Genomic DNA, 13,514 nt, shown 5'->3' with positions numbered 1-13,514 from the left:
GTATGAGCGGGGAAATGTTATTTGATCGTGTGCCTCCACAGAATGCGGAAGCGGAGCAGGCCGTCTTGGGGGCTATTCTGCTGGACAGCCAAACGCTTTCAACGGTCATGGAGGTTATTCGTCCCGAGGATTTCTACCGGAGCTCGCATCAGGTCATTTTTGAAGTCATGACGGAACTGGGCGAGGAGAATGAACCGGTCGACTTGATTACGGTGACGGCCCGTCTGAAAGACAAGGACCGGTTGGAGGAGATCGGCGGCGTCAGTTACTTGACGAATCTGGCCAACGCCGTTCCGACATCCGCGAATGTGGAGTACTATGCACAGATCGTCGAGGAAAAATCGCTCCTGAGAAGGTTGATTCGTACGGCCACCCAGATTGCGAGCAGCGGGTATGCAAGCTCTGACGATGTCGGGGAACTGATCGACGAAGCGGAAAAGAAGATCATGGAAATCTCCAACCGGAGATCGGCCGGCGGATTTGTCAGCATACGTGATGTGCTGATGGATGTGTTCGAGAGAGTGGAGTTTCTCTACCACAACAAAGGCGGGATAACGGGGATTCCTTCCGGCTTTCCCGATCTGGATAAGATGACCTCGGGTTTTCAGCGGTCTGATCTCATCATCGTAGCAGCTAGACCCTCCGTCGGAAAAACCGCATTCGCGTTGAACATTGCGCAGAATGTCGGTGTCCGGGCCAAAGAGACGGTGGCCATCTTCAGCTTGGAGATGGGCGCTTCGCAGTTGGTGCAGCGGATGATTTGCGCCGAATCGAATGTGGATGCGGGCCGGCTGCGTACCGGTCACTTGGAGGGCGACGATTGGGAGAAGATGACGATGGGAATAGGCTCATTGTCTGAGGCCAATATTTATATTGACGATTCGCCATCCATTACCGTATCGGACATTCGGGCGAAGTGCCGGAGACTCAAAAAGGAAAAGGGACTGGGGCTTGTGGTGATCGACTACTTGCAGCTGATTCACGGGAAGGGAAAAAGCGGCGAGAATCGTCAGCAGGAGGTATCAGAGATCTCGCGGACCCTCAAGGCGATTGCCAGGGAGCTGGAGGTCCCGATCATTGCGCTGTCCCAGTTAAGCCGCGGGGTGGAGCAGCGCCAGGACAAACGGCCAATGATGTCCGATTTGAGGGAATCCGGTTCGATTGAGCAGGATGCGGATATCGTGTCTTTTCTTTACAGGGACGATTATTATAATCAGGATTCGGAAAAAAAGAATATTATCGAGATCATCATCGCCAAACAGCGGAACGGTCCGGTCGGAACCGTGGAATTGGTCTTTCTGAAAAATTTCAATAAATTCGTCAGTCTGGATCGAAACCATATGGAAATGTCCGCGGCTGCCAGCGGAGCATAGAACGAAATAAACACGAACAATCTTGTGTGTTTTCATTGGATTGTTCGTTTTTCATTGACTTTATTGATTCAAACTGCTACACTTAATCTGCTGTCCGGAGTATCCGGGCGGAAAATTGAAGGTGTACTCAACACCCGACGGGGGTATTTTCTATGTCAACGGTAGTTGTAGTCGGAACCCAATGGGGAGACGAAGGAAAAGGTAAAATTACCGATTTTTTGGCCGAATCCTCAGAGGTGGTTGCCCGTTATCAGGGAGGTAACAACGCGGGGCACACCATCTTGATCAACAATAACAAATATAAGCTGACGCTGATTCCGTCAGGCATTTTTTATGGAGATAAAGTGTGCGTGATCGGGAACGGAGTGGTCATCAACCCGAAGGCGCTTATCGAAGAAATCGAATATATCCGTGAGAACGGCTTTACCACCGATAATCTGAAAATCAGCGACAGGGCGCACTTGATCATGCCCTATCATTTGCTGCTGGATGAACTGGAAGAGCTTCGCAAAGGCGATGACAAGATCGGTACGACCCGCAAAGGGATCGGCCCCTGCTATATGGATAAAGCCGCGCGAAACGGGATTCGGGTTGCCGACCTGTTGGATGAGGAGGAATTCGAACGCAAATTGCGAAGCATCACCGCCGAAAAAAACAAGATGATCAAACAAGTATACGGCGCGGCTGTCTTGAATGCGGATGAGATTCTGGAAGAGTACCTCGGATATGTGGACAAAATTCGCCCTTACGTCACCGATACCTCGGTGGTGCTGAACGACGCGATCGATCAAGGGAAGCGGGTGCTGTTTGAAGGGGCTCAGGGCGTCATGCTTGACATTGATCACGGGACATATCCGTTCGTGACATCCTCCAACCCGATTGCCGGCGGAGTTTGTATCGGTGCCGGAGTGGGACCGACGAAAATCAACCAGGTCATCGGTGTGGCCAAAGCCTACACATCCAGAGTCGGCGATGGACCGTTTCCGACGGAATTGAACAATGAAATCGGCGATTGGATCCGCGAAAAGGGTCATGAATACGGTACGGTAACGGGCAGACCGAGAAGGGTCGGATGGTTTGACAGCGTTGTGGTCCGCCATGCCCGAAGGGTAAGCGGAATTACGGGCCTGTCCTTGAATTCGATCGATGTTCTGAGCGGACTGGAAACGGTAAGGATTTGCACAGCTTACAAATATCGCGGAGAAGTCATCGAGTCTTATCCGGCCAGCTTGAAGGTGCTGTCCGAATGTGAAGCGGTCTACGAGGAGCTCCCCGGTTGGAATGAAGACATCAGCTCGGCGAGGACGTTAAGCGACCTGCCGGAGAATGCGCGGCATTATCTGGAACGCATCTCGCAATTGACCGGTATACCGCTGACGATTTTCTCGGTGGGACGCAACCGGGAACAAACCAATTTGGTCCGGCCGATTTATGCTTAATCATTGAAGTTCATGGAAATCGATATAACGACTCTCTCTGGAATCCCCAAGGCTTTGGGGATTCTTTTATTTGAAGCGGAATGAAAAAGCGCTTCCGGTCAATACTAGGAAGTATGCGCAAAGCTTCTACTTAAGAGGGAGGTTTATGAATGAAGTTTTTGGCTTGGTTAGGCAAAATGGCAGTGACCGCAGCGTTGCTGTCCGCAATTTCCGTGTATACTACCTACTATGTGGTCAATTCATATGTCGCAAATATTTTGCAAAAAATGAACATTGCAGCTGAAGGCTCGGGATTCGATTTGAATAATTTTTTGGCAAAATTATCGGACCAGGTGCATACACTTACCATGGGGGAATCTGTACAAAAGCAAAATCAGCAGGCAGTGGAACAAGAGAAGCTCAAGGCAGAGTCTCCAGCTTCAGGACAGGGCCCGACTTCATTGGATAATACTCGGCAGCCGCAGGCTGCCGGTACGAACGGAACCGAACCGGGGGGTGATACTGTAGCTGTTTTCGGTCAAAATGTGGACCAAGCAGGGCATGATTCAGCCCGGCAGGACCAGCATGTGGCGGTGTCAACGGAACAATTGCAGCAAACAAAGGAGAAGATGACGAATGAGGATAAGATGAAGGTCTTTTCCATTCTCGCTGCCAAGCTGCCGCAGGATGAAATGCAGAAGATTTCAGGCTATATGGAAGATGGCATCACTGGCGGAGAACTTAAAGAAATCCAAACGATTATGGAGAAATACTTGACTGAAAATGAATACCGGGAACTGATTCAAATCCTGAAGAAGTATTGATGTGCCTTCTCTTCAGTCCGTCCCTCGCAAATTGTTCACTATTATATGATTGAAAAAGTGCCGCTTGCTATGTTACAGTAATGTAACAAAGACTAGTTTTATATAAGCGGCCAACAATTCTTTTTCGAACCATAGATAGTTGAATACCAGCATAAAGGAGACGATCATGGGGAGTTTCAAGGAGAAAGATTGGATCAAAAATTTGAAGAGGCGTAAGAATGGGGGCGAAGGGACTACTTCATCCGAAAACACCCAAAACCTGCTTTTGCTTAACAAGATATCGTCTTTTTTGAATACATACAAGCTGCACATGCTGAAAGGCTCGATGGCGTTTGGGATTTTGACGGCTGTTACCGTCAGCGGCAATCAATACGTAAAAAACAATACCCAAGAGATCTATCACGTATACGTCGGCGATCAGGAAATTGGCGTCGTCAGCGATATCAAGCATGTAGAGCAATTTATCGTAGACAAATATGAGAAGGCTCAGCAGAGCCATCCCGATTTACGCATAGAGCTTGCTTCGGCGCCGATCAACTACCAAAGCGAAAAGATATTCAAACCGAAGACGAATGAGTCGGATGTCATGAACAAATTGGACGGACTTCTGGCGGTTAAAGTCATCGGAACTGAATTGAGGGTTGACGGGAAAGTCGTCGCAGTGGTGAAGGATGATCAAACCGCCAAGGAAATTCTTCAAAAAATCAAGAACAAATATGCGGCAAACAAGGATTCGAAAAAGGTGGGGATTCTTTCCGCATCGAACAATGCCGTTGAATCCAAAAAGCTTCAATCGGTTGAGTTCACACAGGATGTGCAAGTCGTTGATACGGCAATTGATCCGAAGGATATCATCGAGCCGGACGCGCTGATGAAAAAGCTGGAGACGGGCGGTGTTAAGCCGGTGACCTATGTTGTACAAGAGGGGGATTGCGTCTCTTGCATCGCCGCAAAGTTCCATATCGACAAGCAGGTCATTTACGACCGGAATCCATGGATTGTCGATGACATGATTCGGGCCGGTGATAAGCTGGACCTTACCGTATTGCAGCCGACATTAAGCGTGCGGACTGTAGAAAAATTCGTAGAAAATCAAGAAATTCAGTATGATACGGATTACCAGGAAGATGATTCATTAATTGCCGGCCGAACGCGGATCATTCGCCCGGGTAAGAACGGAATGAAAAAAGTCACCTATGAGCTGACGAGAATCAACGGACAGGTCATCAAAGAAGAAATGACCGGTGAAGAAGTTGTCCAAGAGCCGGTCACCGCGCTTGCCGCGCGAGGCACGAAGGTTGTGCTCGGCCAAGGCTCGGGACGGTTTGCCTGGCCGGTTGTCGGCGCCAAGCTGACCAGTTCATTCGGTATGCGATGGGGAAGAATGCATGAGGGAGTCGATTTAGCCTCGGCAAATCGTTCCATTCTTGCAGCAGATACGGGAATAGTAGTTTTTACCGGTGTGAAGCACGGGTACGGGAATGTCATCGTGGTGGATCATAAGAACGGCTATCAAACGCTGTATGCCCATTTAAGCCAGATTCTCGTCAACAACGGCGAGATCGTCGAGAAAGGCGAAAAAATCGGCATCATGGGCAGCACCGGTGATTCAACGGGCGTTCATCTCCACTTTGAAGTGCGTGTGGATAATGACCCGCAGAATCCTTTGAAATATTTAAGATAAAGCTTCATTATGATAATTGAACATAACGGACAGGCGAAGAAAAGTTGCCTGTCCGTTATGTTTGCTGTTTAGGTGTCAGTAAGGGTTTCATATATTTTCTTGATAGAATTCATTAAAGGTATGGTAATATAAGTTTATATCGATAGGGTGGTGATAAGCATGCTGGGAAAAATTCTTGTCGTTGACGATGAGCAGCCGATTGCCGATATTTTGAAGTTCAACCTGGAAAAAGAGGGATACCAGGTGATATGCGCGTTTGATGGAGAAACGGCGGTTGAGCTTGCATTCAACGAGGAACCCGACCTTATCCTGCTCGACCTGATGCTTCCGGTTAAAGACGGCATGGATGTATGCCGTGAAGTGCGGGCCAGGCTGAATACGCCGATCATCATGCTCACCGCGAAAGACTCTGAAATCGACAAAGTGCTGGGACTGGAGATGGGAGCGGATGATTATGTCACCAAGCCGTTTAGCACCCGTGAAATATTGGCCAGAGTGAAGGCGCATTTGCGTAGACAAAACAAGACGTTTCCCCCCGTGCAGCAAGAAATTCAGCCGCAGGGAATCCGAATTCTCAATCTGCTGATCGACAGCGATATGTATGTGGTGTACAAGAGCGGCATTCCGTTGGATTTGACCCATCGCGAATTTGAATTGATTTATTATCTGGCTAAGAACTGCGGCAAAGTCATGACCCGGGAGCACCTTTTGCAGGCGGTTTGGGGGTTCGAGTATTTAGGCGATATGCGTACCGTCGACGTGACGATCCGCCGCCTTCGGGAGAAAATCGAGGATGATCCGAGCAAGCCGGAATATATTATCACCCGCAGAGGATTGGGATATTTGATGAGGAATCCGAAATCGGGAGGATTGTAATCGATGAAAGAAAGCCGTTTCTTTCAGTCCATCCAAATTCGGCTCATCATCATCTATGTGCTGCTGATTCTGATCGCGATGCAGTTGATCGGCGTATATTTTGTCAAAACCTTGGAGAACACGTTTCAGAAAACATTCTCTCAATCGCTGAACAATCAGGTCGATCTGCTGACTAAATTCGTGGAACCTTACTTGGAATTGAATCAGGAAGGCAAAAGCGAAGGCAAGATCCAGGAAGAGCTTGACGGGGTCGTCAAAAATTTGAATACGATCAGCAAAGCGGAGATCCAAATCATCGATTCCAACGGAATTATGATGAGCACGACATCAATCAAGAACCGCTCGTTGGTCGGGCAAAAAACAACGCAAACCGAAGTGAGCCGTGCGCTGCAGGGAATCAAGGTCGATGCAGGCACGATGGTGGATTCGACAGGCGCAAGGTACCGGGTGATCGCCATGCCGATCGGCGGCGGGGGCAAGGTGCTTGGCGCGGTCTATATGATTGCGTCGATGGAAGATTTGTACGACCGGATTAAAGATATCAACCGTATTCTCGTATCGGGAACCTTGATCGCTTTGGGCTTGACTGTGCTGTTGGGTGTCATTCTGGCCCATACCATCACCAATCCGATCAAGGATATTACCAAGCAGGCCAAGGCGATTGCAGAGGGCGATTTCAACCGGCAGGTGAATGTGGTCAGCCATGACGAGATCGGGCAGTTGAGCCTCGCCTTCAACCATATGACCAACCGCTTGAAGGAAGCACTCTCGCAGAACGAGGAAGAAAAGGAGAAGCTGTCGTCGATTCTGTCCAATATGAGCGACGGCGTGATCGCGACGGACGACAAGGGGAAGATCATCGTTGTCAATGCGCGGTCGAAGCAAATTCTGCGGAAGCAGGAACAGGACATGATCGGCTTGGATATCGCCGAGGTGCTCGAAATGTCTATGGGCCAGATCGGCAAATACGTGCTTGGCGACGAAAATAACGTATTGATCCAGCTGATGGACGATCATCAAGAGGTATCGAAGCAAATCCAGGTGACGTTCACCCCTATTCACAGGCGCGGAAAAGGAATTACCGGAACGATTGCGGTGCTCCATGACGTCACGGAGCAAGAGAAAATGGAGCGTTCCCGGAGGGAATTCGTGGCGAACGTGTCGCACGAGCTGCGGACCCCGCTGACGACCATTAAAAGTTACTTGGAGGCTCTGGACGACGGAGCGATAGAAGATCCCACCCTGTCCAGAAAATTCGTCGCGGTTGCCCGCAATGAAACGGAGAGAATGATTCGCCTGGTGACGGATCTGCTGCATCTTTCCCGATTTGATTCCCAGCAGGCGGTCCTGTCGAAAGAACAAACGAATATCGTGGACATGCTGGAGGAGGTTGCGGACCGTTTTTCATTCCAGCTGCAGAAGAAATCGATCGACATCCTGATTTTGACGGAAGGGGAAATCCCGTCCCTGATGCTCGATCGGGATCAAATCGATCAAGTGCTGGACAACCTGGTGTCCAATGCCATCAAATACACCCCGGAGGGCGGAAAGATCGAAATCCGCACGGAGATGCCGGATAAAGAGCATTTATTGGTTTCGATATCGGATACCGGCATCGGCATACCGAAGAAGGATCTGGAGCGGATTTTCGACAGATTTTATCGGGTGGACAAGGCCAGATCGAGAAATATGGGAGGAACGGGGCTCGGTTTGTCTATTGCCCGGGAAATTATCAAGGCGCATAACGGAGTCATCGATATTGCTTCAGAGGTCAATCGGGGCACGACCATTTCTTTCATTTTACCGGTACAGCGTGAGGGGAGTGAGGGGAAATGAAAGAAAACATAAAGTCCGTCCTGCTGTTTGCGCTGATCCTGTTCAGTCTTGTGCAAAGCTATTTGCTGGCCTACAGCACCCCGCATTTTGAATCGATCAATCAGACGGAATATATCGCAACCCAAAGGATCGGAACCCAGGAAAAAGCGGAAAATCTGATTTATCCGGCGCAGCTCCTATTGCATTTCGGCGATGATACGCACACCGTGTTTTACCCGGATGCGACCTTCTATGGACTTATCTATAATATTTTGCGGGAACGGGCGTTTGATGGCTTGAGGGCAACCAACATGCACTCCGTTGATTGGGATCTGCCCAGGAAAAATTACAAGGGCATCGAACTTCGATATTTGAAGGGGATATCGCTGAATATGCTGCACAGCATTTTCTCAATTAAGGGCGATACCCTTTACGATTCGCAAAAAATTAATCGGATTTGGATATTTATTGATGGAAATCAGGTCGTGCAAACCTACTTTTTTGACGAAAACCAGTCGACGGTTTATGAAATTTCCAATACGAATATTACGGAAAAAGATGTGGAGACCTTCGTCGGCTTCGGGGAATATTGGAAAAACAGCGGCAACCGATATTATACGCTCGATGGAAGTTGCTATTTGCCAGAAAAAGAACTTGATATCAACCAACTGCGGTACTCCTATACGACGATTTCAGCTGAACAAATGGAGAACAGCCTGTTCGCCGATCCCGGGATCACGCGCAATATTCAGGAGAAGGACGGAACGCAAATTTATACGGACGGCAAACGCGGACTGCAGGTACAACAGAACCGTTTATGGATGCTGTACTCGGATTCCATCGCTCCGGTTGACGGCAGATTCAATGAAAGTGAAGAACTGTACACGGCCGTCCAGTTTATTAATCAGCACGGGGGGTGGAACGGGAAATATCAGTTTCATTCCATCCGCTCGTCGAATCGGGAGGAAGGTCGGGAGTTTATGTTCCGCCAGCTGGTCCGTTCGTTTCCCGAATCGTATCCGATTATCTCCAGCGGAGAAGACAACTTCGGATATATTCGAATCGTGCTGCAGAATGGAGCGGTTTCGGAATATGAACGTTCGTTGATCATCCTCGATCAAAAGAACGATATCAAAAGCAGCGGATCCCTGCCTGGCGGTAAACAACTCGAAAAGATGATTGCGGATTACGATAAGCGGTACAAGATTATCGCAGTGATACCGGCATACCGCCCGGTGATCGCCAAGGACTATGTCGATTTGATTCCCGCGTGGGCGGTTGAACGTGATGACGGAACCTTTGATTTCTTGAAATGACCGGGGAGGGGGAGACCGATGGAATGGAGCCGGGCCAAAACCATACTGATCATGGCATTTCTAGCGTTGAACATCCTGCTCGGGTATCAGCTGTGGATCGGGAAAGTCGAACTGGAAAAAACGACATTCAATTCGGAGGAAACGACGCGGGAAATTCAGCAGCTGATGAAGAGCAAGGAGATCCGTCTGGAGGCTGCGGTTTCCGAGGATACGCCGAAGTTGCAGGACATTTCGATCCGATTCGACCCCGCCTTTGATCCGCATCGGATGATCGAATTGGAGTATCCTTTTTCCGTCAATAACCTGTATAAAGCCAGTGAAAAGACGAAGCTGCAGCAGATCCCACGCTTATCGGACTACCAATTGGACGAAGGCATGAGCAATTCCGAGGTTTATATGATGCATCAGCTGTTCAACGGGTATCCGATGTTTGAAGTGAATTTGAAGCTTTTGGTGAAACACGGGTTGATCGACGGTTACCAGCAGAGCCTTGCGCAGATCATTCAGAATTCGCAGAACAAAGAACAGAAGGTGCTGTCGGGCATGACGGCCATCGGCAGTCTGGTGGAGAATTATCTTCCCCGCGGTTCGGTGATCACCGATGTCCGGCTGGGTTATCACGGGCAAATCTTCAACTCGGAAACCCAGGTGCTTGCGCCTTCCTGGAGAATTGTGACCCGCAAGGGCGATGTGTTCTATGTGCACGCCATCACCGGCGCGGTTGCCGCTCCGCAAAAGGAAACAGACGCAAAGGATAAATAGCGACAGCAGAAGCAAAATGCAGATACCGAAAGCTCAGATGGAGAAGGAGCAGAAGCTGGACTGCAAAAGGAGAAATAGACATGGGAGTGCGTTTCAGCATATTGGCCAGCGGTTCAACCGGAAATTCGATGATTGTGGAAACCCGGGAACACCGGATTCTGATCGATGCCGGTCTGAGCATGAAAAAAATCGAGCAGCTTCTGCAGGAAAGGCAGACGAAGCTCAACGAGATTGATGCCGTATTTATCACGCATGAACACAGTGACCATATTAAAGGTTTGGGGGCGCTGGCGCGCAAGCTTCGGCTTCCCGTATATGCGAACAGCCGAACTTGGGCGGAGCTTGAAAAATTGGTCGGAGATATCGCCAAGGAGCAGGTCCGCATCATGGAGACCGGGGAACGCATCCAATTTGGAGCGCTGACGGTAGAGTCCTTCGCCATTTCGCATGATGCCGCAGAACCGGTCGGCTATTGCTTTTATGAAAAGGATCTGAAAATCAGCCTGGCAACGGACCTCGGGTATATGAGTCCGAAGGTCAAAGAAAAAATTGCCGATTCCGACGCATTGATCCTGGAAGCCAATCATGATGTGGAAATGCTGAGAATCGGGCATTATCCGTGGAATATCAAGCGCAGAATTCTCAGCGATACCGGCCACTTGTCCAATGAGGCGGCAGGCGAAGCGCTCAGCGAGCTTATCTCATCCAAGACACGGGGGGTCTATCTTGCCCATCTGAGCAGGGACCACAATTTATTGGATTTGGCCAGACTGACGGTGCGGAATATCCTGGAGGAGAACGGGATCCTGAATAAGCATCGTCAGGTTCAGCTGATGGATACATATTTTGACCGCCCTACGAAATGGGAGGTTGTGGGTGAGGTCTGAGATGAATCGTATCCAAATCGGACATTTTCGAGCGCAGTTCCTGTTCCGTGAGGATGCCTTTTTCGATCAGAAGCTCAATCAAGCCGTTCAGGATCAACAAGCTTCGATAGTGCTCTTCTTTCAAATCGGCCAATTTGCCGATCACGTTAATTTCATCCAGATGGGACAGAATCCGGGACATACCAACACTCCTTTTTGACGGCATTCTATAAGAAAAACTTCTATCGAAATCCTTCAGAGAAGCCGAACCGCGATTAAAGGAAGTTTTTCATGCCAATAAGAATTTGCCTTTCCGAATGACCGGAAAATTATAAATTTTTATGTGGTAAAAATAGTATAGTCTTCGAATTCTCTAAATATGCACAAGAAACGATAATTCATCATTCGGCGAACAAGGAGGGGAAGCACAGATGAGTTTTTGGGACGACGATTTTTATTCAACAAAAGCAAACAGACGGAGCAGGTCCCGTGGCTGGAGGAGATACCCTCGGGAAAGCTGGGGGAAGCGGAATCCTCTTGCACTGGCGTATGCTGTGTCCGCTGCCGCATTATTGGTCATGTTCGGGATGGCTCTAATGATTTATTTTCTGATCCGCGCTCCGATGGAGGTGAACACGGCGGGAGTGCAGGTTGACAAGGAGGATCAGGTTATCTGGGCTTCGGAAAAAGTAAAGCCAGCTGTGGTCAGCATCATCAGCACCAAGCCGACGAACGGGGACCCTCCTCAGGAAGGCCAAGTACTGGGATCGGGAGTGATTTTTGAGCGAGATCAGGGCAAAGCCAAGCTTGTTACCAACCAGCACGTGGTGGACGGCGCGGGGCAGATTGACGTCGTGCTTCCTTCCGGCAAAAAGGAGCGGGCTTCCGTGATCGGAGAGGACAAGCTGACCGATTTGGCCATACTGGAGATGAATGGACAAGACATCGGTGCGGTCGCGGAATTCGGGGACTCCGACGGGCTGAAGGCGGGAGAAACGGCGATTGCCATCGGCAATCCTCTGGGTTTGGAGTTTTCACAGACGATCACCGTCGGGGTAATCAGTTCGCCTCACCGGGTGATTCCGGTGTCGCTGGGGGGCAACGGCAATATCGACTGGAGGCTGGATGTGATTCAAACCGATGCGGCCATCAATCAAGGCAACAGCGGAGGCGCATTGGTCAACCTTCAAGGAAAGGTGATCGGGATCAACAGCCGCAAGATCGCCGATACCGGGGTGGAAGGCTTGGGCTTCGCGATTCCGATCAATCTCGCCAAGCCGATCATCGATGAACTGGTCCGTTATGGTGAAATTCAACGGCCCCACTTGGGTATTTATCCTCAGGATCTGCAGTCCTTCAGTTCCGGCACTGAAGTTTTGAAACTGCCCAAAACGGTGAAGACTGGTATTATTGTCATGGAAGTGACGGGCCCCTCCAAATCTGCGGGTCTGCGCCACAGCGATGTGATCGTGGCGCTGGACGACCAGACGGTGAACAATACCGTCGATTTGCGGAAGTATTTGTACGAGAACAAGCGGGTCGGCGACAAGGGGAAGGTGACGTTCTACCGGAATGGAGAACGGCGCAGCGTTGTTGTGAGCTTGAGAGCCGAATAATGGACCGAAAGTCAGGAGATCGATTAACGAAATGTATGTAGTGTGCAAAGATCATGTGGAGCTTGCGATCGACAAATTTATCGACGAATACGAAAAGGCTCCGGATATTGTGGACCTGCAAGAGGTGGAATTCTCGGCATGGGAACAGCCGGGCCACTGCGACCATTGCCGGCAGGAAGCGCGTTTTCTGGTGGTGTAGATAGAGGACACGCCAATACACTGAAGCGCATTTGATCGGCGTGCGTGGAAGGGACGGAGAGCATGAACATTCAAATTGTCGGTGTGGGGAAGCTGAAGGAAAAGTACCTGGTCCAGGGCATCGCGGAATATGTGAAGCGATTGGGACCGTATGCGAAGGTGCACATCCATGAGGTGTCCGATGATAAAGCGCCGGAAACTCTCAGCGTGGCCGAAGAACGCCAAGTCAAGGAACGGGAAGGCGAGCGGATTCTCGCGCAGATCAAGCCGGACGCGTTCGTCATCGCGCTGGTGCTTGGCGGTGAGCTCTGGTCGTCGGAGGAACTGGCGGCCAATTTGGACAGGCTGGCGGTTAACGGGAGGACCCAGGTAACCTTTGTGATCGGCGGCTCGCTGGGACTCGGGGAAGCCGTTCTGAACCGCGCCGACCGCACGCTGTCCTTCGGCCGCATGACCTTCCCGCACCAGCTGATGCGCCTAATCCTCGTGGAGCAGATTTACCGGGCGTTTAAGATTCTGCGGGGGGAACCGTATCATAAGTAAGACGAAGAAACTCGAAGGGTGACGGTTCAACCGGTAATGGCAAACCAAAGCCTCAACCTTAGGAAAATGGGTTAAGGCTTTGGTTTGTGTGCTTCCAGTGCCTTGTGGAGGGACTTGTCATTTTTGTGAATTTGCACATTAATCCGGCAGGGGTTTTGCAAATTAAATCGGCATAAAAAGCAGCTTTTTTTCGTTGTTTTGCAAATTAATTCCGCATAGGATC

At 49.9% G+C, this 13,514-nt stretch carries 13 protein-coding genes; 12 read left to right on the top strand and 1 reads right to left on the bottom strand.

All coding sequences use genetic code 11. The annotated features are described in order from the left end of the window. Window positions 1-2 precede the first annotated feature (2 nt). The 9 genes from dnaB to VF724_RS16465 all read left to right on the top strand — a co-directional run bounded on the left by dnaB (window position 3) and on the right by VF724_RS16465 (window position 10,955). Entirely contained in the window at window positions 3-1,373 is a 1,371-nt protein-coding gene (gene dnaB, locus VF724_RS16505) for a replicative DNA helicase (protein ID WP_371755342.1), read from the top strand. 152 nt (window positions 1,374-1,525) lie between these two features. Continuing rightward, a complete protein-coding gene (locus tag VF724_RS16500) occupies window positions 1,526-2,812 on the top strand; it encodes an adenylosuccinate synthase (RefSeq protein ID WP_371755341.1) in 1,287 nt (428 codons plus the stop codon). A 149-nt stretch (window positions 2,813-2,961) separates the two neighbouring features. After that, entirely contained in the window at window positions 2,962-3,615 is a 654-nt protein-coding gene (locus VF724_RS16495) for a hypothetical protein (protein ID WP_371755340.1), read from the top strand. Between the two features lie 166 nt (window positions 3,616-3,781). Next, window positions 3,782-5,299: a peptidoglycan DD-metalloendopeptidase family protein gene (locus VF724_RS16490; protein WP_371755339.1), complete on the top strand. Its 1,518-nt coding sequence runs from the start codon at window positions 3,782-3,784 to the stop codon at window positions 5,297-5,299. A 159-nt stretch (window positions 5,300-5,458) separates the two neighbouring features. Next, entirely contained in the window at window positions 5,459-6,175 is a 717-nt protein-coding gene (gene yycF / locus VF724_RS16485; protein WP_371755338.1) for a response regulator YycF, read from the top strand. Between the two features lie 3 nt (window positions 6,176-6,178). Further along, window positions 6,179-8,011 carry a cell wall metabolism sensor histidine kinase WalK gene (gene walK, locus VF724_RS16480; RefSeq protein WP_371755337.1) on the top strand — a complete coding sequence of 611 codons (1,833 nt, stop codon included), beginning with the start codon at window positions 6,179-6,181 and terminating at the stop codon, window positions 8,009-8,011. After that, window positions 8,008-9,306 (top strand): YycH family regulatory protein, encoded by a 1,299-nt coding sequence (locus tag VF724_RS16475; protein ID WP_371755336.1) that lies wholly within the window; start codon window positions 8,008-8,010, stop codon window positions 9,304-9,306. The genes walK and VF724_RS16475 overlap by 4 nt, the downstream gene beginning before the upstream one ends. An 18-nt stretch (window positions 9,307-9,324) precedes the next feature. After that, a complete protein-coding gene (gene yycI, locus VF724_RS16470) occupies window positions 9,325-10,068 on the top strand; it encodes a two-component system regulatory protein YycI (RefSeq protein ID WP_371755335.1) in 744 nt (247 codons plus the stop codon). Window positions 10,069-10,148: 80 nt separating this feature from the next. After that, window positions 10,149-10,955 (top strand): MBL fold metallo-hydrolase, encoded by an 807-nt coding sequence (locus tag VF724_RS16465; RefSeq protein WP_371755334.1) that lies wholly within the window; start codon window positions 10,149-10,151, stop codon window positions 10,953-10,955. Here VF724_RS16465 and VF724_RS16460 read toward each other — a convergent pair. Then, window positions 10,924-11,136 carry a hypothetical protein gene (locus VF724_RS16460; protein WP_371755333.1) on the bottom strand — a complete coding sequence of 71 codons (213 nt, stop codon included), beginning with the start codon at window positions 11,134-11,136 and terminating at the stop codon, window positions 10,924-10,926. The genes VF724_RS16465 and VF724_RS16460 overlap by 32 nt on opposite strands. A gap of 229 nt (window positions 11,137-11,365) precedes the next feature. Here VF724_RS16460 and VF724_RS16455 point away from each other — a divergent pair, with 229 nt between their 5' ends. The 3 genes from VF724_RS16455 to rlmH all read left to right on the top strand — a co-directional run bounded on the left by VF724_RS16455 (window position 11,366) and on the right by rlmH (window position 13,291). Beyond that, on the top strand, window positions 11,366-12,550 hold the full coding sequence (locus VF724_RS16455; protein WP_371755332.1) for a S1C family serine protease: 1,185 nt from the start codon (window positions 11,366-11,368) through the stop codon (window positions 12,548-12,550). A gap of 31 nt (window positions 12,551-12,581) precedes the next feature. Then, on the top strand, window positions 12,582-12,749 hold the full coding sequence (locus VF724_RS16450; protein WP_371755331.1) for a CxxH/CxxC protein: 168 nt from the start codon (window positions 12,582-12,584) through the stop codon (window positions 12,747-12,749). Between the two features lie 62 nt (window positions 12,750-12,811). Beyond that, window positions 12,812-13,291, top strand: a complete 480-nt coding sequence (gene rlmH, locus VF724_RS16445) for a 23S rRNA (pseudouridine(1915)-N(3))-methyltransferase RlmH (RefSeq protein ID WP_371755330.1) — start codon at window positions 12,812-12,814, stop codon at window positions 13,289-13,291. Window positions 13,292-13,514: the final 223 nt, after the last annotated feature.

Origin of the sequence: Ferviditalea candida, from assembly GCF_035282765.1 — a bacterium.
Classification (GTDB): Bacteria; Bacillota; Bacilli; order Paenibacillales; family KCTC-25726; genus Ferviditalea; species Ferviditalea candida.
This window is presented reverse-complemented; position numbering and strand designations above follow the sequence as displayed.